A 24,258-nucleotide genomic window follows, 5' to 3' on the forward strand; every position below is an offset into this window, starting at 1 on the left:
GTACTGTGACAAATCGTCAATAATTGATTTATGAGATCATAGAGAGAAAGGATACAGTTTATAACTTATCGGCCATATCTTCTTCAGAAAGTGCTTTTGCTAAGTCAATAATTTTTCGACGCACTTTAGCATCAGATATATTTGTGAAGGCTCTCATAAGTTGAATACCTTCATTACTAGAGCAAAAATCCATAAAATTGTTATCGCTTTCAGCAAAGCCGTCTACATGTTGGCTTGCCATGTTTTTATCAAAAAAATAAGAAACAGGGACATCCATAATTTCTGCAATTGCTTGAAGACGGCTCGCTCCAATACGATTTGTACCTTTTTCATATTTTTGAATTTGTTGGAAAGTGATGCCTAGTTTTTCTCCCAGCTTTTCCTGAGTAAGTCCTAAAATATTACGACGTAAACGAATACGAGTTCCGACATAAATATCTATAGGATCGGGTTTTTTTTTAGTCTCGGTCATAATGCAACTCTTTAACTTCCAGCGCTTTACTTCCAAACTAACATCAGACTTACGCGAGGTTAGTTTATCATAGAATTCAGGTAATTGTAATATTTTTTCCCAATCCTACAGGTACACATAAATAATACCGTAGTTATATGGGTACTCGATCATTGAATCTGTTTTGTAGAACCAAAACAAGTGCGGCACAATAGCATAAGAATGAATAAGATGAAAGTAGAGAATCTTCTGTATTCATTGCTCCATATGGGGATAATTGGTGATGGAATTGGTGAATCAATAACACCCACAGCATTTTGCTTGAGATATGCAATAATTCGGCCATAAGAATCAATAACAGCTGATATTCCATTATTAGCTGCCCGTATGAGAGGAATTCCTAATTCAATTGCGCGTAGCTGAGCTTGTTGGAGATGTTGGTGTGGGCCTGGTGTTAAGCCAAACCACGCATCATTTGTAACATTAATGATTGCTTGAGGAGAAGGGCCCTGAAAAGTCATTTCATTGGGGAATATTATTTCATAGCAAATTAGTGGAAGATAAGAAAATCCATTTGGCATCATAACAGTTTCCCGTACATTAGCAGCACTATATCCGCCAATATTATCAGAAAGGATATGTAATCCGATTTTATTTAATAAATTTTTATAAGGAAGATATTCACCAAAAGGTACCAGATGAAGTTTATCGGATGTATGTAAAATATCACCTTTGGCATTAATAGTCGCGATTGTATTAAAATATTGTGTTTGAGAATTGAAAGAATCATTGTTGGTTCGTACAGCTCCAATAATAGCCCATTGCTTTGGCTTAAGGAGGGAAGCAATATGAGTTGTAAGAGCGGAAGAATAATTAATAATATAAGGCAATGATGCTTCAGGCCATATGATAAAGTCTGGTTCTGGCGTGTGATCAGCGATTGGTGTTGCACTCAGATTCATATGAGCTGCTAATATAGCCTCTGATGTAGCATTATTCAATTTTTGGTCTTGTGGGACAGAAGGCTGGATAATGCGCACCCAATATCTACTTTTTTGATAATGCTCTATGTTAGGGGCAGTATTAAGTCGATAAAATCCAAAAACACTGTGGAAAAATATGAGTGATAAGCAGAGAGAAAGTGCAAGTTTCTTTTTTTCATTCGTTAGTAAAACAGTAGGCAAGCTGTAAATTAAAACGGCTAAAATATTCATTCCGTAAAGCCCAATGATTACATCTGATTGCATGAGCATTGGGGTTGGCATAGCCGTATAGCCAAGAGAGTTCCATGGAAATCCTGTAAACAAGATAGCGCGTAACCATTCTGCTAGTCCCAATGCAAAAGCTAAGACAAAAAAACGTCCTATTCCTTTTGTCCATAATAAACCGACAATAAAACCAGAAAAAAACCAATAAATAGAAAGGTAGATAGGAGGGCCAAGAATAGCAAATGGTATGGCCCAACCGAAAGTAACTGAATCTACTAACAAGGCATTGCTCAACCACCAAAGGCTAGAAATAAAATAACCGAAACCAAAGCTTCCACAGCTCAATGCGTAGAATAAAAGACGTTTTTTATTAGTTTGAATAGCCTTTATAGTGTCAAGTAACACAATAAATATAGGGAAAGTTAAAAAGCAGATAGGTGTAAAATAAAAAGGTGGTAGTGCGAAAGATGTAAACGCACCACACAAAAACACTAACATTTGCTGTTTCCAGCGGGGTATAGAAAGTAAGAAAAGCGTAAAATTGTTTAAAAAAATTCGGCTATTCTTTAAGAGCAGCATTTTATCTAGAACTTTCATTTTTCGAGAGACGAAAAATGCGTAATCTTTTAATTCGACGTTTATCAGCTTCTAAAATACGGAAACGATAACCTGGAATAGCTTCAACAACTTCACCTTTTGCAGGAATACGGTCAAGAATAGAAACAATCAAACCACCGATAGTATCAACTTCATCACGGTATTCTGCTATGATAAAGTCAGGACCAAGAGCTTTTGCAACATCTTCTAACTCTGTTCTTGCATCAACAAGCCATGTGTTGTTGGGTTCTTTCACAATAGCATTATTGACGTCATCATGTTCATCTTCTATATCACCAACAACTAACTCAACAATATCTTCCATAGAGACTAAACCATCTGTCCCACCATGCTCATCAATAACCAAAGCCATTTGTGTTCGTGTAGTTTGCATACGTGTTAGCAATTTATTTGCCATCATAGATCCAGGAACAAAAAGAACTGTTCTAATTAGATTCAGTTCACCAATTGGTGTACGCAAATCGGCGTGATCTAACTGAAGAAAATCAGATATTTGATCAGCCTGAGCAGATTTAGTAATGAAGTGAGTCATATAATTAAGGATATCACGGATGTGAATCATTCCTCGTGGGTCATCTAAAGTTCCAGCATAAACGGGTATACGAGAATGGCCAATTTTTGCAAAGCAATTAAGCGCTTCTCCAAGAGGAGTATTAATTTCTAATGCTTCAATTTCAGAACGTGGAATCATAACATCATCAACGCGCGCTTCGCGCAAGCGTAAGATATTATGAAGCATGATACGTTCCTCTGGTGAGAAAATATCTGTGTCTTTTTCACTATCAGCAGTAAGTGCAACAGTGAGATCATCACGCAGTGATGTATAAGGACGACCGCGTAAGAATGAAAATAAATGATTTATTAAGGAATGTTTTCCCGTACAATTTGCTTGTTGAGGGGACCGCTCATCAATATTATGAGACGTTTGATTGTTATTTTGTACATCGACTTTGTCTGTCATGATTCTTTAATCTTCTACATTTCCTTTTTATAATAGATGCGTAAATTGCTTTTAATTAGAGTGACCGTAATATTGATTTAAAAAGCTAATTTTTATCATTTTAAGACAATTCAGCATAAGGATCTTCTATGGAAAGTTTGTGAAGTATCTCTCTTTCGATCTCTTCCATTTGGATAGCTTCATAGTCTTTTTCATGGTCGTAACCAAGAAGGTGGAGAACACCATGAACAATCATATGCGTTAAGTGATTCTGAAATGATTTTCCTTCTTTTATCGCTTCACGCACAACAGTTTCTCGCGCAATAATTATGTCGCCAAGCATCGGTCCAGGAGGACTTCCAGCTTTTAGTGGAAAGGCAGGAAAAGATAAAACATTCGTAGATTCATTTTTATTGCGCCATTTTGTATTAATTTGTGTCATATGCTTATCGTCCGTAAAAAGCAGACTAATTTCGCTTACAATATTTTCCAATGAGAGGTGATGCATTGTAGCTGTTAATGCTTTTTCAGTGATATCATAAAGTGTTTTCTTATCATACCATCCAGAGCCTTTAACAGTAATATCAATAATAATCATGATGAGTAAAATGCATTTTTTTTATGAGATGTATGAGAATGATACTTTTTGTTTTGTAAATCATGATCATAAGCACGAACAATAGCGGCAACAAGTGGGTGACGTACAACATCTTTTTCGTTAAAATGGACAATTCCAATGTTTTCTACGTTTGAAAGAATGCGTATTGCTTCAATTAAACCTGATTTTTTTCCTGAAGGTAAATCAATCTGACTCACATCGCCAGTAACGATCATTCGGGTTCCTTCTCCAAGGCGTGTAAGGAACATTTTCATCTGCATGGATGTAGTATTTTGTGCTTCGTCAAGAATAACCGCTGCACGAGAAAGTGTTCGCCCGCGCATAAAAGCCAGAGGAGCAATTTCCATGACTCCAGAAGATAAAATGCGTTCTACTTTTTCTATTGGCATCATATCGTATATAGCATCATAAAGTGGTCGTAAGTACGGATCGACTTTTTCTTTGAGGTCTCCAGGAAGAAAACCAAGATGCTCTCCAGCCTCAACTGCTGGACGTGAGAGGATGATTCTTTCAATGATACCACGTTCTAGGAGCATTGCAGCATAAGCGACAGCAAGATATGTCTTTCCTGTTCCTGCTGGTCCTATACCAAAAACAAGTTCATTTTGTTCCATTGCACGTATGTACGCATCTTGCGTTAAATTCCGGGCGCGAATTATTTTTTTATAAATACTCAATCGTGTTGGTATACGTTTTTTAACAGGTTGAATTGTTGGAGATTCTTGCGGCTCTTGTAGCAAATCTGCCATTGCAATCGCTCCCTCTGTATCTGATAAAGTAAGTTCTTGATGTGTTTTGGCCAGTTCATAAAGTTGCTGTAATACACATTGAGCGCGTTTTGTGGCAGTAATTTCCCCAAAAATTGAAATTTCATTGCCTCGTGGATGAATACGAAGTCCGAGTTTTTTTTCGATATAAGTAAGGTTTTCATCAAATTTACCAAACACTGATTTTGCGTATTTATTGTTCTCAAAAACAAAAACGATACAGCTCGCATCTGATACACTTTCTCTTTTTAAGATATCAGTATTTTCAGGGTGGGTATTTATTTCTTTAACGCATTTCACTTTTCGTTTACAGTCTCTAATCTATTCTTCTATCTCTATCTCGTGTTATGAAATGTAACCTTTATAACAAACAATATATTTTTCATAGAATATAAATTTTAAATATAATCACTTTTTGGCAATTCATCTAAAGCTTATGTTTTAAATAAGGCTCTATAAAAGTAAGTTTATGCATTAATAGTCTCACCAATAAAGCTATTTGTACCTGCATTTTTTATATGAATTGCCATCATAGTTCCTGTAGGAGCATCTGTATCTATGACAACAGGTGAAAGCCAAGGCGAGCGGCCTACCATTTGTCCAGATTGACGTCCAGCTTTTTCGATAAGAACATGGGTTGTTTGACCAATTTTAGAATTCAAGAATGCACGTTGTTGTTCAAAAAGCAAATTTTGCAAGCGCTGCAGTCGAGCATCCTTAACAGTTTCCTCAATATGATTTTTCATTGTTGCACCAACCGTTCCAGGTCGAGGTGAATACTTAAAAGAATATGCAGAACTGTATTCCACTTGTTTTATAAGTGTGATGGTTTCTTCAAAATCTTCATCTGTTTCTCCTGGAAATCCTACAATAAAATCTCCTGAAAAAGCAATATCAGGCCGTGCTGTACGAATTTTTTCAATGAGATGAAGGTAATGAATGCTCTTATGTTGTCGGTTCATCGCTTTTAGGATACGATCTGAACCTGATTGAACAGGAAGATGCAAATAAGGCATTAATATATCAATATCTCGGTGTGCGGCAATAAGGCTATCATCCATATCACGGGGATGACTCGTTGTGTAACGCAGACGCTTTAGACCATCAAGTTTGGCAAGATGGTGAAGAAGGTGCCCAAGACGCCAAGTTTCTCCTTTAATATTTGTTCCATGCCAGCCATTTACGTTTTGTCCAAGAAGTGTAATTTCTTTGACACCAGCTTCAATAAGCCGCTGTGCTTCTTCTGTAATTTGTTCTACAGGTCGAGAGACTTCTGAGCCTCGTGTATAAGGAACAACACAGAAAGTGCAAAATTTATCACATCCTTCCTGCACTGTTAAGAATGCACTAACACCCCGTTTTCTTACAGCACGTTTATTATGAGGAGGTAAATGAGCAAATTTGTCCTCAACAGCATAATCTGTTTCGACAACTTTTTTCCCTTGTTCGACTTGTTTTAACAAATGCGGCAAGCGATGATACATTTGTGGACCAATAACAATATCCACTACTGGAGAACGGCGTAAGATTTCATTCCCCTCGGCTTGTGCAACACACCCAGTAACACCAATCATCAAGGGTTTGTCAGGCGTACGTTCTTTTCGCAACATCCGTAAGCGACCAAGATCAGAATAAAGTTTTTCTGCAGCTTTTTCACGAATATGACAGGTATTAACAAGAATAAGATCGGCGTCATGTGGTGTTTGCGTAGCGACATATCCTTGTGAACTGAGGCTATCAGTCATTCTTTGGCTATCATAAACATTCATTTGACATCCATAAGTTTTTATAAAAACTTTTTTAGGAGTAGCAGGTAGAGAGTTTTTAGGATTTATTTGTTTCATAGCACATATCTAAACTTTTTTTATACAAATCTCAATCTATTTGCTGAAAAGTTTTTTGCATAATGATGGCATCTACACAGCCGTTTTTTGATTGATAATAGGAAGGACGTTTTGTAATTTTTTGAAAACCGAAACGCTGATAAAGATTTAAAGCAGAAATATTGGTTTCTTCCACTTCTAAGAACAATTTTATAGCACGTGCTTTATGAAGATGATAAAATGTACTATCTAGAAGTAGATGACCAATTCTCTGCCGTTGGTAGTGATGATGAACAGCAATTGTGATGATTTCTGCTTCATCAAGAATAAGACGGTATAGACAAAACCCTAAGATTTGATCAGGTTTGTGAATAGGATGAACTTTATATCCAAAGATAGATTGGTCTTTAAAGAAGTTATCAAATGTTTGTTTTTCCCAATAGGGGGTAAAACAACACTGATGAATGTGTTGAATAGAAATGCTATCACAAGCTTGTAGCGGAACAATCTCAAAATATTTTTTTGCTAACAAAAATTTGTCCATTATTTTTTGCGTGGTAAAATAAAGCCAGTTTGTTTTTTGACGTCAGCATTGCGGAGATAGAGCGGATGTAGTTTATCTTGCGGCTGTTTTTGGGCAGCAAGGTGAGCGTAACTTACAATATCAGCAGCTTCACATATAATTTGGTCTGGTACGATTTTTTTGTATTTTTCGTTTTTTTTGATATGTTTTGCAATGATACCAGCTGCTGGACCAGTTAGCTTAGTGTTCTTAGGTAAATTTTCGATTATATTTTTAATTGTTTTTAAACTGGGCGCTTCTAAGGGTGTGATATCTTCATTAAAACTTTGATGAAAAAACATGTTCTTGCCAGCTTCGATAACAACGGTGATTGTGGACGAAGTATTTTTACTGCTTATTTGTGCTGCTAATGCTTCAAGTGTGGTGACACCAACAGTTGGTATTTCTAGCGCTAGTGCTAAAGCTTTTGCTGTTGCAACACCTACACGTATACCAGTAAATGATCCAGGTCCAATATTGACAGCAATACGATCTACCTGATTTAGAGTAATACTAACTTGATTAATTATTTGCGTGATGTACCCAATAAGTTTTTCGGCATGTCCTTTATTCATGCATTCGCTGATACGGGCAATGACAGATTTATCGCGGACAAGTGCAACAGCACAATAAATTGAAGCAGTATCTATAGCAAGGGTAAGCATAAAAATATTCTCGTTGAACAATACGATAAATAAAAAATTTGTTTTACTCTTAGTTTTTAATATCTTTTTAGTGCATTGCGTGATGTTTTTAGAAAATTCAGCTTAAATAAGCAATATCATTTTTGAAATGGTTTACCATGAAGAGTCAATATCCAATGTATTTTTGCATACTATTATTTGTTTATAAAAAGGGATGAATATAATAAACTATGATTAAGTATTTTGCAGAAATGCAATATCCTTTTTAGTTGGTATGGTGGATGATAATTTTATTTTCATTATGCTTTTTGCAGTACACAATGAAGAATAACAGTAGCTTAGAATAGGCAAACTATAAGGTTATATTATGTGTGGCATGCTGTGAAATTTATGAAAGAGTTTAATTTTGATCCAAAAAACAGTATAAATAATATGGCTGTTTAATAGCTTAAGAGTTTAAATGATGTTGTATAATTTCGAATTCATCATTTTTTTATTTAACTTGAATCGATTTAATAAGAATTTTAGCTATCCTTTTAGTAATTAAGGTGCAATATGTACAATTTTATATAGTATAACAGAAAATGAAGTTTTGATTAATTGTTTGAAGGAGTTTCTGTCGAATCGTTACTTATTTGAAGGGCTTGTGAGCTGCGTTGAAGAAACAAAAGTGGTGTACAATGCTTTAAATATTATATGATGCAGATTGATCAATTTTACCGTAATAAGGCCTGCAATAATAAAATTATTACAACAAAGTTTTTTAGTCATGTTTTTACAAAATTTTTTTATAGTCTCTTTAGTTATGAGCTTAAGTCGATATAGATGAACATGCTAAGATGATATGACAAAAATTGTATAAGTAAGGGGCGTTTTTTAAAATATTCTTTTATCAGCTCAATTAAAAACTGATAAGAAACAGAATTGATAATTGAGCGGGGGCAGTTTTAAAGATTAGTTCTTGCTTGTAAGGCTGCAGCTAAGGTTCCATCATCAAGATAGTCTAGCTCACCCCCCACTGGTACTCCGTGGGCAAGGCGGGTAATTTTAACTGAAAAATTGGAAAGTTGATCAGTGATATAGTGGGCTGTTGTTTGTCCTTCAATAGTTGCATTAACGGCTAAAATAAGTTCTGTAATTGGGTTAGTGGCGATACGCTGTATTAAAGAGGCAATGTTGAGTTCATCAGGACCGATTCCATCTAATGGAGATAATCGTCCACCTAATACGTGATAACGTGCTGACAAAGTTCTTGCACGTTCAAGTGCCCAGAGATCGGCAATATCTTCAACTACAATAATTGTTGTATTATCGCGTCGGGTATCTGCACAAATAGCACAAGGGTTAGTTGTATCTACATTTCCACAAATAGAACAAATACAGACTTTATCTATAGCAGCTTGTATTGCCGCACCTAAAGGCTCTAACAACGTTTCTTTTTTTTTTATAAGGTGAAGAGAGGCGCGGCGCGCTGAACGCGGACCAAGACCCGGTATCCGTGCTAAAAGCTGAATAAGACGCTCAATTTCTGGCCCTGCAATGTGCTTAGTCATATTGTTATCCCAAAACGCAGCTTATTAGAGCGAGGAGTTAAATCCTGGAAGGGATAATCCTGCTGTTATTTTTTGCGTTTTTTCTGCCACAGCTGCTTCAATTTTTACTTTAGCTTCATTATAAGCTGCCATAATAAGATCTTCAAGGATTTCAGCTTCTTCAGGATTGATTAATGAAGGATCAATTTTGATTGAAATTATGGTATTTTTTCCATTTAAAGTAACACTGACAAGCCCACCTCCAGAAATACCAGTCATTTGCAAATTCGCTATTTCTTCTTGAATTTGCTGCATCTTTTTTTGCATTTCTTTAGTTTTTTTCATTATGCTCATCATATTACGCATTGGTGTAGGTGTCCTTATTTATTATTAATATTGCTCATATTTTTAAAGGCATCTGGAGATAAATCAAGCTCGTTTTCTTGCTTATTAAAACGAACACCAATAATTTTTGAATCTGGAAAATGATTGAGGATTTTCGCGATTTTAGGATCTGCTTGTACATTGGAAAAAAGCGATTTTTCTGCGGCATCACTTTCTTCATTTAAGGTTGGTCCTCCTCCTTCATTAACTAAGGATATAGTCCAGCGCTTTTGAGTCCACTTAAATAACATTTTTTCTATATCACGAGGAAGTGAAGGTGGAGCATTTTCAGAAAGTTTCAAAGTTATATGCTCTGATTCAAAAAGAACAGGATGAACAAATTCTTTAATAAATAACTTAAAAGATATTTCATTATGCTGTTCAGCTAATTTAACAATATCATGCAATGAATTGATAACTATTTTTTTGTTTTCAGAAGTTTCTTCTACTGCGTGTGTGGGAAGATAAGATAAATTTTTAGTATCTTCAAATATAGTAGAAGATGGAAGAGGTTCAGGGTTTTTTGTTATTTTAAAAGAGCTTATATTTTTAGAATCTTGCACCTTTAGTGAATCTTGATGCTGTAAGGCACTCCTTAATTGATTTTTTAAGGGTTCCTTTAAATTTGGTTGGGCTTGTGGTGGTGGCGTATTTGCAACGCATTGAGTAGAGTAGGGATATATAGCTTCTTCTGCTTTATTATTCGTGTTTTTGGATTCTTGGTAAGAAACATTTGAGGTAATTGTGAGAGGTTCTTTTTCTTGTGTAAGCTTTTTAAAAGCTTCATCAAGAGTAGGAAAATTGGTAGTGTGTGTAAGACGAATCAATAGCATCTCAGCTGCTTGAAGGGGGCGTGTTGTTTGGTTAATTTCTTGCAAGCCTTTAAGCAGCATTTGCCAATTTCTAGATAAAATAGGAACAGGAAGTTTTTGTGAAAAGTCCAAACTCCTTAAGCGCTCATCCTCAGAAAGCAAAAAACTTTCTGCTAGATCTGGTGTGAAACGTAAACGTGTAACCAAATGATTGAAATCAGCCAAATCTGTTATTATAGTTAAAAGATTAGCACCCGCATCATATTGACTGCGTAATTCATGTAATGCGTTTACAACATCACCTTTCATGATAAATTCAAAGAGATCAATGATGCGTGCTTGATCGGCTAATCCCAGCATTGCACGCACTGCAGTGGCGCTGACATGGCCATTGCTATGAGCAATTGCTTGATCAAAAATGGAAAGTGCATCACGTACAGAGCCTTCTGCGGCACGAGCGATCATGGAAAGTGCGCTATTTTCCACTTCAATATTTTCATGTTTAGCAATTTGACGCAAATGATCTATCAAAACTGTTGATTCAATACGTCGCAAGTCAAAACGTTGGCAACGTGAAAGGATTGTGATAGGGACTTTGCGAATTTCTGTTGTTGCAAAAATAAATTTTACATGGAGTGGTGGTTCTTCAAGCGTTTTTAATAAGCCATTAAATGCTTGTGTTGAGAGCATATGCACTTCATCAATAATATATACTTTGTAGCGCGCTGAAACAGGTCGGTAACGTATTTGCTCAATAATTTCACGAATATCATCAATACCTGTGTGTGAAGCTGCATCCATTTCTATAACGTCAAGATGGCATCCCTCAATAATTTGCTTACAATGTTCACCGAATGTGTCTAATATAGTCGTTGGTTGATTAATATTTTGTGTTTTGTAGTTGAGTGCACGAGCTAAAATACGTGCTGTTGTTGTTTTTCCTACACCACGAATCCCTGTTAATATCCATGCTTGTGCAATACGTCCTGTTTGAAAGGCGTTAGTAAGGGTACGTACCATCACCTCTTGACCAATGAGATCAGAAAAATTCTGAGGCCTATATTTGCGAGCAAGAACGCGATAGGCCTTTTCTACGGGCATATTTTTCATCAATAATTCCAATGTTGAGGCTTTTTGAATACATTTTTATAATACAAGAGCATGCGTTGATGTTGCACTCTAAATATAAAATAGTTTTTTCTCAATAAATTTATTTTAGCAGAACAAAACTATTTTCCTAAAAACAACTTAAAGTTCTAACTGTCTTTATGAAAGATACTGCTATAAAGATTGAAAATATTACACCGGAAAAAAAGAATATCATTGACTGATCATAGTGAGGAGGCTGGTATGATGACCCGTACCAAAGCTCGTTAGGGCTGCTTCTTTCCAGACCTGACCCAGTTGGCGAGCGGTTCGTCCACCACCAACCTCCCAAGCTCATATTGTCGATTTAAAATAAAAAATCAAGCTTAGAAGAAAAAATATAAGAAAAATGATCACAGATTTTTCTTTCGAGCTTAATTCTTATACTATGAAAGCTAAAGATTAGGAGAATTTATATAATTTTATTAAAGCAGCATTCTATATTTTTGATATGGGTAAGATGTTTTAATGTTTTTTGAGACACGTATGGCAAGAAGGTGATAATTAACCAGTCTGTTTGGCTAATATTTATTTAAGGCTTAGAAGTTAAGAGTGTTCATTTGTATAGTTGTTAAGTTACATTGAAGTATTTGCGGAATTAAAATAGGGAAAAAAATTAAGAATTTAGATCATTCAATTGGCCAATTAAAAAACTGTGAATAGAATATTTATCATGATCTATTGATTTTTTTGTAAAAAAACAAAAGCTTTAGAAGGAGAATATGATGAAATAAATGATGCTTTTTTTGTGGTTAAATGTATGACAAAAATAATCAATGTACTGATAGCAGTATATGAATAAATTTGTCGATTACAGCATTTGGATCAGTAAAAGTACCAGATATTTTCATTCTTAAATCCAGAAAGTACAGAAATAAAATAACGCTTATATCAAAAATATATTGGAGTAAGCATTATATAAAAGCTACCATTACATTTCTTTTTTTATGCATTGCTTGAGTTGTTTTTATGTTAAAATTTTACGTGCTTTATCTAAATCACGTTGTGTATCTACACTTAAAGGAATTGTGTCAATTATTTCTACATCGATACGCATATTATTTTCTAATGCTCGTAATTGTTCAAGCTTTTCGCGCTGTTCAAGTGTAGATGGTTGGAGTGTTACAAACTGTTCAAGTGCTTTACGTCGATAGGCATATATTCCAATATGATGATAAAGGGGGCCATCTCCATATGGTGCTGTTGCGCGTGTGAAATAAAGAGCACAAAGGCGACTTTGAGAAAGAGGTGTACCAATAATTTTCACTGTATTAGGGTCTATTTTTTCATCTTCGTCAATTATATTTGCTCCTAAGGTTGCAATATCAGTTAGGTTATTTTCTAAAGGTCGTAAAGAGCTGATGATTTCATTAGGAGTTATTGTTGGCAGGTCACCTTGTATATTCAAAATGACATTGTATCGTTGTTCAGGATCAATATTAGTTAAAGCTTCATAAATGCGATCAGAACCAGATTTATGATCATGAGATGTTATAATACATTCATGTTTGTAGTCTGTAACAACTTTAGCAATATCGTCGTGATCAGTTGCAACAATAGTGCGCCCTAGCTCAGCTTTTTTTGCTTGTTCTGCAACATGAATAATCATTGGTTTTCCAGCGATTTCAGCTAAAGCTTTTTGTGGTAGTCGGGTTGATCCTATACGAGCAGGAATAAAAATAATTGGTTCAATCGTCATTGCAAAGTTCCAAATGATATGCGTGATGTGATGATAATATTGTATATTTTAAAGAAAAAGATTAGACTAAAAATAATAATGGGAATGTGAGTGTTTAAATTTTATAATGAATCGTTTAACAATTGCTTGTTTTTTTTGTGTTTGCTTATTTTTATTGGTTGTTTTGATGGGAATTTTCACGATCCGCGATGATAATTCTACATTGGTTCAACCCTCTCATAAGAATACAGTTAATGATGTACTTAAAGAAAAGCAGCAGACATCTGAAGCTTCTTTGTTATTAAATGAGCGTCTTCAGCAGGCTAGCTTGGAAAATGGACGTAAAATTTTTAGTCGCTGTGCTCTTTGCCATAACTCTTCCAAGCATAATGAAGTTCGTCGCGTTGGTCCTACACTATGGGAAATCGTGAATCGTCCTTTAGCGACTGCGACAGGTTTTTCTTATTCAAGGGCGTTGCGTGCAAATTTTGATAAAAAATGGGATTTTATGACTTTAGATCGTTTCTTGCATTCACCGCGCAAAGCATTCCCTGGAACGATTATGTCTTTTGCTGGGATCAAAAATGATCAAGATAGAGCTGATCTTCTACTTTATTTACGTAGCTTATCTGATCATCCTGTTTCCTTACCAATGAATAATAAAGAAGAGGATCTAAACTAATTTTTATTTATAAGGGTTCATTTTTGAGGAAGATGGACGTTTGTAATTTGGATTTAACGTGTTTTATTAGAAGAGTCGTTATAGGTTCATTGGAATGATCTTTATGACTGCATCAAAATTAATGCAGTACAGATTATACCGGAAAGTGAAAGTTAAAAATGGTAGTTTACATTTTTCGACGTTTTTTACTAATAATACCTATATTGATTGACATTTTACCATTAACATTTGTTATTGTGCAGTTTGCACCAGGTGGTCCTATTGAAAATATCATTTCTTAATTACGAGGAACAGGTGGTGATGCTTTAGAACGAATAGGTGGTGAGAGCGATTTTGGCCTTTCTTCTGATGTTATTCTAGATGGTGCTCATGTTGGATTGTCTTCTTCTAGAGTTTTAAAATATCGTGGTGCGCAAGGATTATATCCAGAATTTATTGCTAAACTTGAAAAGTAATTTGGCTTTGATAAACCACCTTTAGAACGCTATTTTATAATGATAGGTCGTTATTTTCGTTTTGATTTTGGGGATTCTTATATACAAGGTCGTTTAGTTATTGAGCTTATTAAGAGCGCTTTACCTGTCTATCTTTCACTTTGGTTTTGGCAATTACTAATTTCTTACTCTATTTCTATACCGTTAGGAATTCGTAAAGCTATTAAGGAGGGAGAAGTTTTTGATGTATGGACAAGTATTTTTATCAACATTGGTTATGCCATTCTAAGATTTCTTTTTGGTATTTTAAAAATTGTCTTTTTTGCTGGAGGGTCTTTTTTAAATTGGTTTCCTTTAAGCCATTTAACATCTGATAATTTTGATCAACTATCTTTTATTGGTAAAATATTAGATTATCTGTACCATTTAATTCTTGCGTCAACGGTAATCGGCTATCTCTTCCTTTGCTACAACAACCTTGCTAACAAAAAATTGTTTTTTAGAAGAAATTCGTCAGCGGTATGTTATCACAGCACGAGCTAAAGGTTTTAGCGAATGATCGGTATTATATCACCATGTTTTTCGCAATGCAATTTTAGTTGTAATTGCTAGTTTTCTTACAACTTTTATGACATCATTTTTTAGCGGATATTTACTGATTGAAATGCTTTATTCATTAAATGGTATGGGGCTTTTGAGTTATACTTCGATTATTAATCGTGACTATTCTGTTATATTTGCTTCTCTTTGTATTTTTTCGCTCATCGGTTTGGTGATGAATCTTATTTCTGATATCATTTATATGATTGTTGATCCAAGTATTGATTTTGATAAAAAGAATTTGTGATGCAGAATGAAGGTCATAAAATATCACATAAATCTAAACTGCCGAAAGGAAGGTATTTACTTTTCTTCATTGAGTGCGCGTCGTTGACGTAATTTTAAACAAAATCCGCGTGGATGGTGGCCGTTATGGTTCTTTTTATTTCTATGTTAGACTATTAAAATCAGGAGCAGTATAATGTAAAAAAAGATACTGTTTCACAATAGGATATCACACAGTAAATGGAAAAAACTAACAATTTTTTCTAAACTTTATATCTCTACAGGTAACATCATAATGAACAAAGAATATAAAAATTTATTGAGACGGATTAATTGTACTAACAAACATTTAGCAACACGGTTAAGTGTTGAAAAAATGTTTCCTTTGAAACCATGAACAAACATTACTGCTAAAAACGCCGAGGAAATTAGCGCAGAATTAAAGAAATGGCAAGCTAGAAAAAGCTTCTTACAGCGTAAAGAGAATTTTATTTTACGTGCTGAAAAATTAAATGATAAATTATTTAATTCCAGATTATCTTTTAACGCTATCCTCAATAACGAAAAACAATTATTAACGTTTAATAAATATTTAGCAAAACTTAAAAGACTTGCAAAAGGTCTCAGCAGCCTTATGCAAAACAATTGTTTGAAGCAGAATTGAAGAGCCATTCTCTTCAAGTTGATGCTAGTTCGCCTATCTTGATACAAGGAAATAAGATTAGTGTTTGGTTCTCTGTTAAGAAGGGTTTATTGCGTCGGACGGTGGATTATTAAAAGGTTGTTCAAGATATAGATATTACATTCGCGTAGGTCAAACGCTTGGGGTCATAGGTGAGCTTGGGTCAGGAAAAACAACATTGGGGCTTGCTCTGATACGGATGTTGTCTTCTAAAGGTCAAATTATTTTTGCTAATATAGATATTAGCAATTTTTAGAAAAGCGCTTTAATTTCAAAATACACCGCGTTACAACCACTTATTAACTAGGAGCGGTTTTTATGACCAACAGGTTATCTAAAGATCAATATATTAAACTGTGTGAATATTTTCGTATTCATCACCAAAATATCTCCATCTATAGAATATAAATTGATATTTTAGGTAGAAGTCAATTATATTTAAATCATAAATTACTCGCATACTCTCTTACTGTAAATGACTTTTAAAAAATTGGTTTTCATTTAAATAGAAAAATTGAAGATGTAGATAATCAAGATTTTTACTAAAAATTATTCCGTATTTAAAAGATACGTCCTTTGCGTCGTTATATTCAAGTTGTTTTGCAGTATCCTTTTGGTTCACTTTCTCCACGTATGTCTGTGGGTGAAATGATAGTTGAGGGATTATCAATTCATGAACCACAGATTTCCTATCTTGAACGAGATGATGATATAATTGAAGCTTTGCGTGAAGTTGATTTAGATCCTTCTACTCGTCATTGTTCTCCACATGAATTTCTGGTGGACGGAGATAGAGAGTTTCTCTTGCACGCGCAATTATTCTCAAGTCACGCTCTATTGTGTTGGATGAGCCAACATCTTCTCTTGATTTTAGTACGCAGGTACAGATCATTGATATTTTACATCGTTTGCAACAAAAATATGATTTGGGTTATCTGTTTATTAGCCATAATCTGAAGGTTGTTAAAGCACTTGCACATGAAATTATTGTTATGCGTAATGGAAAAATAATTGAATATGGCTTTGTTGATCGTATTTTTTTGTCCCAAAAATTCTTATACGCAAATCTTGATTGCTGCTGCATTTTCTCCTGAATCTGATTTTTTATAGGTAATTGTATTAAACTGTGCCGACAATCCATTATAGAGAAGAAGTTTTCCTACTAACGGCTCACCAATGTTTGTGACAAGTTTAATGACTTCCATTGCTTGAAGTGTTCCGATGACACCAGGTAAAACGCCGATAACTCCAGCTTCTGCGCAGGTTGGGATGATACTGGAATCTGGTGGATTAGGAAATAAGTCACGGTAATGAGGGTTATCATCTTTATAAGGCATGAGTACCGTTAGTGAGCCATTAAAGCGCTCTATAGCACCACTTATTAAGGGTTTTTTACATTGTGCAGCATGATCAGCAAGCAGATAACGTGTAGTGAAATTATCACTGCCATCAACGATGATGTGGTAGGCATTTAATAATTTATCCACATTACTTTCATTTAAGCGTATATTATGTTTTTCAACTATAACATAAGGGTTTATTGCATTTATAGTGGTTGTCGCACTATCGGTTTTGTATTGGTTAATTGTTCTTGTGTTGTGAATAATTTGACGTTGTAAATTAGAAAGTGCAACAGTGTCATCATCAACAATCCCTAGGGTTCCAACACCTGCGGCAGCTAGATAGGTGAGAACAGGAGCACCAAGACCACCTGCACCAATGACAAGAACACGTGCACCTTTGAGTTTTTGTTGTCCTACCCCACCAATTTCAGGTAAAATGATGTGGCGTGCATAGCGCTCAATTTCTTCGTTACTTAATTTTATATTAGTTTCTTGTATCATAAACTTTCTCTTGTCATAGTTCATTAACTGTTTACTAAGTTTGTGGCGTATAAGCCAGTCTTCACTTTTAGTTATAGAGAGGTTTTATTCATGAAAATTGCCATTCAGATGGATCATATTTCAACAGTATCGATTCATGGAGATACTACATTTGCTCTTGCTTTGGCTGCACAAGAACGTGGACACTCTCTTTTTCATTATACACCAGATCGTTTATTTATGCGCGATGGTTGTGTGACTGCAAAATTAGAGTCATTGACAGTATATGATGAAGAGAAAAATCATTATCAGTTAGGGGAGCCTGTACATGTTAAATTGACAGATATGGATGTAATTCTTTTACGCCAGGATCCGCCTTTTGATTTAAATTACATTACTACTACCCATTTATTAGAACGTGTTCATCCTAAGACGCTGGTTGTGAATGATCCAGTATGGGTACGTAATAGTCCAGAAAAAATTTTTGTTACTGAGTTTTCTGATTTGATGCCAGAAACATTAATTACAAAAGATATTGAAGAAGTAATGGCTTTTAGAGCCACATTTGGCGATATTATTATTAAACCACTTTACGGTAATGGGGGAGCAGGTGTTTTCCATTTGAAACAAGATGATCGCAACTTAGCATCACTTGTGGAAATGTTTGCACAAGTTTATCGAGAGCCTTTCATCGTTCAGCGTTATTTGGATGCTGTGCAAAAAGGGGATAAACGAATTATTTTACTTGATGGGAAGCCTGTCGGAGCGATTAATCGGATTTCGGCAGAAATGGATGTTCGCTCTAATATGCATGCTGGAGGTCGTGCAGAAAATATTGATTTAACAAAACGTGATTATGAGATTTGTGAACGTCTCGGTCCAATTTTGCAGAAGCGCGGTCTTCTTCTTGTAGGGATTGATGTAATTGGAGATCATATAACAGAAATTAATGTGACATCTCCTACCGGAATTCGTGAAATTAAACGTTTTGGTGGTATGGATATTGCCAATCTTTTTTGGGATATAATCGAAGTTAAACGTTCGAGTTAAATTTATTTAAACAAGGATTTTGTATATAGTTTTTAGAAAGTGGTGAACATTACTTTTTTATATTTGTTACGCTAAAAATATCAATTAAAACCCAAATTATTATATGGTAAGAGCGAAATATATTGATGTACATTTGTTAGGGAGTTTATGGATGAGCAGATTGTTATCAGTCGGGATGGGGCTGGTTTTAGCGGCTGTGTTTTGTGTAAACATTGGTCATGCACGTGATCAAATTAGAATTGTTGGTTCATCTACAGTTTTTCCTTATCAAAAAATCGTTGCTGAGATATTTGGAGAAGTTTACCCTAATTTTAAGGTTCCAGTTATTGAATCAGGGGGGTCAGGTGCTGGTATTAAGGAGTTTTGTCGTGGTGTTGGAAGAAGAACAGTTGATATTGTTAGTGCTTCGCGAGCAATGAAGCCAAGTGAATTGCAGTCTTGTTTTGAATCTGGTGTAAAAGATGTTGAAGAAATATTCATTGGGTATGATGGTATTGTTTTCGCGACAAATATTAATGGTCCTGATTGGAAGTTACAGCCAGCGGATATATATAGAGCTTTAGCTGCTCAAGTTGTTATGAATGGAAAATTACAGCAAAATAAAACTTCAAAGTGGAGTGAAGTGAATACGACTCTTCCTGATTGGGTGATAGAAGCTTATATTCCTGGAGAAAAACATGGAACACGTGAAGTTTTTGAAGAAAAATTACTGGCTTTGGGCTGTCAAACCAGTGGAGCAGTTGAAGTCATGAAATATTTGGGCATGGATGATAAAGAAATTCATGCTGCGTGTGTTTCTGTACGTAAAGATGGAAAAGTTATTAATATTGATGGTGATTATTCTGAAACTTTTGCGCGTTTAACTTCTAATAAAACAGGAGCTGGTATTTTTAGTTTGTCTTTTTACGAAAATAATTCTGATAAGATAAAGGTCGCAGCTATTAATGGTTTCTCACCAACTGTTGAAACAATTTCTAGTGGTGAGTATCCAGTTTTTCGTCCACTTTTCTTTTATGTTAAAAAAGCGCATTTAGATATTATTTCCGGTTTACGGGAGTATGTTAGTTTTTTTCTTTCTGATCAAATGATAGGACCCAATGGCCCTTTAGCCGAATATGGTTTGGTTTCTGCTTCTGACAAGGAACGCCAAGCGCAGCGTTATACATTTTCTTCTGGTCGTGTTATGACTTTAAAATAACAGTTTTAATTGTACGGTTTTCTGTGCTGGTTGTTTATAAAGTTTGAAAATAATATGCGCATTTTTTTATTATTAATTTTTGGTCTCACTGGTTTTTGTATTTCTTATATGCGGGCATATTACTTGGAATATGCGCAATACAAAATGCATTCTCGTGCGTATTATTATGGCTGGTGGACATTTTTAATGACCATTACGCCATCTGTTATTTTTTTAATTTTGTGGGATGGTGGAAGTGAAGTTTATTTAGAATATAGTATTTCGCAAGAGGTTAAAACATGCATAACGTGTATGACAGAGATTGTGAACCTTGATCTTATTTTGGGAACCATTCGTGATTTAGTTAAAGTTATTCACCATTTTGAAGGCGATATTGCTACTGCTTCATATGGAGAGGTGAGAGAACAGTTATTTGCAAAAGGGTTCATTTTACCTAAAGAAATGCCAAATGATATATTAAGGATAGCGCAGTTATGGTGTTATTCTTCTGAAAAACTGAAGTTTATTGGTTATATTTTACTTTTTATAATCTCACTTTGTGGTTTTTTTTCTGGGATTATGCAAGTTTCTCCACGTCAACGTGCGCGTAATAAAGTTGAATATTTTATTGTTGTTGGGTTATTTTGTGCATCTACAGTTGCGGTTTTGACAACAGTGGGTATTGTATTTTCTATGTTTTTTCAGACAGTTAATTTTTTTCACTATGTATCTTTTTCAAATTTCTTTTTAGGGACGGTTTGGGATCCACGTTTTTTAGCTAGTGGTTTGGGAGATGAAGTGGGACAATTCGGCTTAATACCTTTACTTGCTGGTACGTTTTATATTGCGTTTGTAGCAATGTTTGTTTCTGTTCCAATTGGATTGTTTTCAGCTTTTTATATGGCGGAATATGCTTCTACTCGGGTGCGATCAATTGTTAAGCCATTGTTGGAAGTTCTTTCTGGTATTCCAACTATTGTTTATGGTTTTTTTGCTTTGACGGTTGTGGGACCGTTTTTACGTGATCTTTCTGTTTCCCTTTCTGGCGGTATTAGCTTTATAATGGCTCAGAGTGTTTTAACAGCTGGGTTTGTGATGGGGATTATGTTGATTCCGTTTGTTTCTTCTTTGTCGGATGATATTATCATGGCTGTTCCACGTTTTTTGCGTGAAGGGTCTTATGGCTTAGGGGCAACGAAATCTGAAACAATTAAAAAAGTAGTTATACCAGCTGCGTTTCCGGGGATTATAGGAGCGATTTTGTTAACAGCATCACGCGCGATTGGAGAAACAATGATTGTGGTTTTGGCGGCTGGTGTTGCAGCAAATTTAACTTTTAATCCATTTGAAGCAATGACTACAATAACAGTTAAAATTGTTAATCAATTGACTGGTGATCTTGAATTTAATTCTCCACAAACTCTTGTAGCGTTTGCTTTGGGGATGACTCTTTTTGCTATAACTCTTTTAATGAATATTCTTGCTCTTTATATCGTACGTAAATATCGGGAACAATATGAATGAAGGAAACTTTTTTTTCCAATCGTCGCAATATCGATCTTAAACGTCGATACTGGGCTGAACGTCGTTTTCGCGCATATGGTTTGATTGCTATTTTTATTGGTTTGTTTTTTTTATTTGCTCTTTTATGGTCTATTGTAAGTCAGGGATATACAGCTTTTTTTCAAAGCCAAATGACGTTATCGGTTTATTTAGATGAAGAGTTAATTGATCCAGGGGGTCAGCGTAAGACAAACCCGCAAGTGTTAGCAACTGCGAATTATCCGCTTCTTGTTCGTAATGCTTTGATAAAAGAGCTTAATATAGATGAAAATGATCAGATATTATTGCGGGATGTTAACCGTATGTTTTCAAGCAGTGTACGTGTTCAACTGCGTGAAATGGTGACAAAGAATCCAAAATTAATAGGAACAACGCAAAAAATCGTAGTCTTGGCATCAGCAGATATTGATTCTGCTTATAAGGGGAAGATTAATTTGCATGTAGAAGAAAAAAATCGCAAAATTTCTAATCGTCAAATAGAGTGGATGAAATATTTAGATCGTGAACATATACTCTATAAAGCATTTAATTTTAGTTTTTTTACATGTGGAGATTCTAGTCGCGCTGAGACTGCAGGATTAGGCGTTGCAATAATAGGTTCTTTCTATATGATGGTCATAGTTTTATTGGTTTCTCTGCCAATAGGGATAGCAACAGCTATTTATCTTGAAGAATATTCACGTCAAAATAAGTTTACGGATTTTATTGAAGTTAATATTAATAATCTTGCAGCTGTTCCTTCTATTGTATTTGGTCTTTTAGGGCTTTCTGTTTTTGTGAATTTTTTTGGATTACCACGTTCAGCTTCTTTTGTGGGTGGACTTGTTTTGTCTCTTATGACTTTACCAACGGTTATCATTACAACACGTTCTGCTTTACGGGCTGTCCCTTCCTCTATTCGTATGGCAGCTTTAGGATTAGGAGCATCTAAAACACAAATGATCTTTCATCATGTCATCCCTTTAGCAGCGCCTGGTATTTTAACTGGTACGATTATTGGTGTAGCTCAAGCACTGGGTGAAACTGCTCCTTTGCTTTTGATTGGAATGGTCGCTTTTGTTGCGAATATTCCTGTTACAACAATGGATCCGGCAACAGCTTTACCTGTTCAAATTTTTATATGGGCAGGTGAAGCCGAACGTGCTTTTGTAGAAAAGGCATCAGGTGCTATCATTGTATTAATGATTTTTCTTATTATTATGAATATTTCTGCTGTTTTTTTGCGACGACGATTTGAACGGCGTTAATGAATTCAATAAAGTATTTTGTCTTTAAGCAAGGTAAACTCAATAATGAAGATTAAAATGCGTGGTCAGAATGTAAAGGTTTTTTATAGACAAAAAGAAGCTCTTCATGGTATTACTCTAGATATTCCTGAACATCAGGTCACTGCCTTAATTGGGCCTTCAGGTTGCGGAAAATCAACTTTTTTGCGCTGTTTAAACCGTATGAATGATATAATTGAAGGCGCTAAAATAACAGGTCTCATTACATTAGATGGGGATGATATTTATAATTCAGGGGTTGATGTTGTAGAATTGCGCACGCGTGTTGGTATGGTTTTTCAAAAGCCTAGCCCTTTTCCAAAATCCATTTTTGACAATGTTGCTTATGGACCACGTATTCACGGTTTAGCTAAGTCTCGTTCTGAGTTGTGTGATGTGGTTGAAAAGAGTTTGAGACAGGCGGGTTTATTTGAAGAAGTAAAAGATCGCCTTCATGAAGCAGGAACGAGTTTGTCAGGGGGACAACAGCAGCGCTTGTGTATTGCACGTGCTATTGCGGTTAGTCCTGAAGTTATTTTAATGGATGAACCTTGCTCTGCTCTTGATCCAGTTGCGACGGCGCGTATTGAAGAGCTTATCGATGAGCTACGAAAAGATTATACAATCGTTATTGTAACGCATTCAATGCAGCAAGCGGCACGTGTTTCTCAGCATACAGCTATGTTTCATTTGGGACATTTGGTAGAAGTTGGTGCAACTGAAATGATATTTACTTCACCAAAAGAGCAGCGTACGCAAGATTATATTACAGGGCGTTTTGGGTAGATGAGTTAAGGAGTACAGAATATGCCTATGAACCATACTGTCCGTTCTTATGATGTAGAATTAAAATATTTGGCAAAAAAGATTACGGAAATGGGCGATTGTGCGGAAAGAATGATTGAGCGTGCTGTAAAATCAATTGTTTGCAATGATCTTCAACTTGCTGCTACAGTGATTGCTGATGATTTGTTTTTAGATGAAGCAGAGCGCGATATTGATGAAAAAGCTATTACAATTATTTGTAAACGCCAGCCGATGGCTGTTGATTTGCGTGAAATTGTTGGTACCATTCGTATTTCTTCTGATCTTGAGCGGATTGGAGATATGGCCAAAAACATTGCTAAACGGACGGTGGCTATTTCAGAGATGCGCCAACCTGAAGCCTTTTACTCTGGGTTTGAAAAAATTACAGCTTTAGCTCTTCATCAGTTAAAAGAAGTATTGAACGCTTATATGAGCCGATTATTAAATCATGTCGATGCAATACGAGAGCGTGACGATAAAATAGATGCTTTATATACCTCTCTTTTTCGTGAGATTTTGACTTATATGATGGAGGATATGCATAATATTACAGTTTGTACGCATTTACTTTTTTGTCTAAAAAACATTGAAAGAATTGGCGATCATGTTACTAATATTGCTGAGACACTGCATTATATTATAACAGGTTATCATATGTCTTTTGACCGACCTCGTGATGATCTCACATATAAGGTTGGTGTAAAGAAAAAATAGATTAACATTTTAATTATACGTATGAAATAATTTTATGACAGAAATCTTGTAT

The 24,258-nt window shown here is 35.2% G+C and carries 22 protein-coding genes, 1 other RNA gene and 1 pseudogene; 10 read left to right on the plus strand and 14 right to left on the minus strand.

Annotated features, from left to right (window positions below):
- Positions 1-58: 58 nt before the first annotated feature.
- The 13 genes from V5N68_RS01105 to V5N68_RS01165 all read right to left on the minus strand — a co-directional run bounded on the left by V5N68_RS01105 (position 59) and on the right by V5N68_RS01165 (position 13,205).
- Positions 59-472, minus strand: coding sequence for a helix-turn-helix domain-containing protein (locus V5N68_RS01105; protein WP_332065347.1), 414 nt, complete (start codon positions 470-472; stop codon positions 59-61).
- A 149-nt stretch (positions 473-621) separates the two neighbouring features.
- Entirely contained in the window at positions 622-2,256 is a 1,635-nt protein-coding gene (gene lnt / locus V5N68_RS01110; RefSeq protein WP_332065348.1) for an apolipoprotein N-acyltransferase, read from the minus strand.
- Positions 2,240-3,238, minus strand: a complete 999-nt coding sequence (locus V5N68_RS01115) for a hemolysin family protein (RefSeq protein WP_332065349.1) — start codon at positions 3,236-3,238, stop codon at positions 2,240-2,242. Before V5N68_RS01115 ends, lnt begins: the two co-directional genes overlap by 17 nt.
- Before the next feature lie 100 nt (positions 3,239-3,338).
- Positions 3,339-3,815, minus strand: coding sequence for an rRNA maturation RNase YbeY (gene ybeY, locus V5N68_RS01120; protein ID WP_332065350.1), 477 nt, complete (start codon positions 3,813-3,815; stop codon positions 3,339-3,341).
- Positions 3,812-4,924 (minus strand): PhoH family protein, encoded by a 1,113-nt coding sequence (locus V5N68_RS01125; RefSeq protein WP_332065432.1) that lies wholly within the window; start codon positions 4,922-4,924, stop codon positions 3,812-3,814. Before V5N68_RS01125 ends, ybeY begins: the two co-directional genes overlap by 4 nt.
- 146 nt (positions 4,925-5,070) lie before the next feature.
- Positions 5,071-6,447 carry a tRNA (N6-isopentenyl adenosine(37)-C2)-methylthiotransferase MiaB gene (miaB, locus tag V5N68_RS01130; RefSeq protein ID WP_332065351.1) on the minus strand — a complete coding sequence of 459 codons (1,377 nt, stop codon included), beginning with the start codon at positions 6,445-6,447 and terminating at the stop codon, positions 5,071-5,073.
- A gap of 31 nt (positions 6,448-6,478) precedes the next feature.
- Positions 6,479-6,970, minus strand: a complete 492-nt coding sequence (rimI, locus tag V5N68_RS01135; RefSeq protein WP_332065352.1) for a ribosomal protein S18-alanine N-acetyltransferase — start codon at positions 6,968-6,970, stop codon at positions 6,479-6,481.
- Positions 6,970-7,653 carry a tRNA (adenosine(37)-N6)-threonylcarbamoyltransferase complex dimerization subunit type 1 TsaB gene (tsaB, locus tag V5N68_RS01140; RefSeq protein ID WP_332065353.1) on the minus strand — a complete coding sequence of 228 codons (684 nt, stop codon included), beginning with the start codon at positions 7,651-7,653 and terminating at the stop codon, positions 6,970-6,972. Before tsaB ends, rimI begins: the two co-directional genes overlap by 1 nt.
- Positions 7,654-8,579: 926 nt before the next feature.
- A complete protein-coding gene (recR, locus tag V5N68_RS01145; protein ID WP_332065354.1) occupies positions 8,580-9,185 on the minus strand; it encodes a recombination mediator RecR in 606 nt (201 codons plus the stop codon).
- 24 nt (positions 9,186-9,209) lie between these two features.
- A complete protein-coding gene (locus V5N68_RS01150; RefSeq protein ID WP_332065355.1) occupies positions 9,210-9,530 on the minus strand; it encodes a YbaB/EbfC family nucleoid-associated protein in 321 nt (106 codons plus the stop codon).
- Between the two features lie 14 nt (positions 9,531-9,544).
- Complete coding sequence (locus V5N68_RS01155; RefSeq protein ID WP_332065356.1) at positions 9,545-11,470, minus strand: DNA polymerase III subunit gamma/tau; 1,926 nt, start codon at positions 11,468-11,470, stop codon at positions 9,545-9,547.
- A 227-nt stretch (positions 11,471-11,697) separates the two neighbouring features.
- Positions 11,698-11,795, minus strand: an RNA gene (gene ffs, locus V5N68_RS01160) — signal recognition particle sRNA small type.
- Positions 11,796-12,473: 678 nt separating this feature from the next.
- Positions 12,474-13,205, minus strand: coding sequence for a 3-deoxy-manno-octulosonate cytidylyltransferase (locus V5N68_RS01165; RefSeq protein ID WP_332065357.1), 732 nt, complete (start codon positions 13,203-13,205; stop codon positions 12,474-12,476).
- 106 nt (positions 13,206-13,311) lie between these two features.
- On the opposite strand from V5N68_RS01165, the gene V5N68_RS01170 reads away from it, so the two are divergent.
- From V5N68_RS01170 to V5N68_RS01185, 4 genes and pseudogenes are all read left to right on the plus strand, one after another.
- Positions 13,312-13,866: a c-type cytochrome gene (locus V5N68_RS01170; RefSeq protein WP_332065358.1), complete on the plus strand. Its 555-nt coding sequence runs from the start codon at positions 13,312-13,314 to the stop codon at positions 13,864-13,866.
- Positions 13,867-14,024: 158 nt separating this feature from the next.
- Positions 14,025-15,147: pseudogene (locus V5N68_RS01175) on the plus strand (ABC transporter permease subunit).
- Between the two features lie 808 nt (positions 15,148-15,955).
- Positions 15,956-16,063: a hypothetical protein gene (locus tag V5N68_RS01180; RefSeq protein ID WP_332065433.1), complete on the plus strand. Its 108-nt coding sequence runs from the start codon at positions 15,956-15,958 to the stop codon at positions 16,061-16,063.
- A 320-nt stretch (positions 16,064-16,383) separates the two neighbouring features.
- The gene (locus tag V5N68_RS01185) at positions 16,384-16,764 is read left to right on the plus strand and encodes a hypothetical protein (RefSeq protein WP_332065359.1); all 381 of its coding nucleotides are present in this window, start codon (positions 16,384-16,386) and stop codon (positions 16,762-16,764) included.
- 98 nt (positions 16,765-16,862) lie between these two features.
- Here the strand turns inward: V5N68_RS01185 and V5N68_RS01190 are convergent, their stop codons facing one another.
- Entirely contained in the window at positions 16,863-17,651 is a 789-nt protein-coding gene (locus V5N68_RS01190; RefSeq protein WP_332065360.1) for a molybdopterin-synthase adenylyltransferase MoeB, read from the minus strand.
- Positions 17,652-17,741: 90 nt separating this feature from the next.
- Between V5N68_RS01190 and gshB the strand changes: the two genes are divergently transcribed.
- The 6 genes from gshB (at position 17,742) to phoU (ending at position 24,206) form a co-directional block, all read left to right on the plus strand.
- Complete coding sequence (gshB, locus tag V5N68_RS01195) at positions 17,742-18,680, plus strand: glutathione synthase (protein WP_332065361.1); 939 nt, start codon at positions 17,742-17,744, stop codon at positions 18,678-18,680.
- 151 nt (positions 18,681-18,831) lie between these two features.
- A complete protein-coding gene (locus V5N68_RS01200) occupies positions 18,832-19,878 on the plus strand; it encodes a substrate-binding domain-containing protein (protein WP_332065362.1) in 1,047 nt (348 codons plus the stop codon).
- 54 nt (positions 19,879-19,932) lie between these two features.
- Complete coding sequence (gene pstC / locus V5N68_RS01205) at positions 19,933-21,381, plus strand: phosphate ABC transporter permease subunit PstC (RefSeq protein WP_332065363.1); 1,449 nt, start codon at positions 19,933-19,935, stop codon at positions 21,379-21,381.
- Entirely contained in the window at positions 21,378-22,667 is a 1,290-nt protein-coding gene (pstA, locus tag V5N68_RS01210) for a phosphate ABC transporter permease PstA (RefSeq protein WP_332065364.1), read from the plus strand. The genes pstC and pstA overlap by 4 nt, the downstream gene beginning before the upstream one ends.
- Before the next feature lie 45 nt (positions 22,668-22,712).
- The gene (gene pstB / locus V5N68_RS01215; RefSeq protein ID WP_332065365.1) at positions 22,713-23,471 is read left to right on the plus strand and encodes a phosphate ABC transporter ATP-binding protein PstB; all 759 of its coding nucleotides are present in this window, start codon (positions 22,713-22,715) and stop codon (positions 23,469-23,471) included.
- Between the two features lie 21 nt (positions 23,472-23,492).
- Complete coding sequence (phoU, locus tag V5N68_RS01220) at positions 23,493-24,206, plus strand: phosphate signaling complex protein PhoU (protein ID WP_332065366.1); 714 nt, start codon at positions 23,493-23,495, stop codon at positions 24,204-24,206.
- The last annotated feature ends 52 nt before the right edge of the window (positions 24,207-24,258 follow it).

The organism is Bartonella eidoli, from assembly GCF_036576145.1.
In the GTDB taxonomy this organism is placed as follows: domain Bacteria; phylum Pseudomonadota; class Alphaproteobacteria; order Rhizobiales; family Rhizobiaceae; genus Bartonella.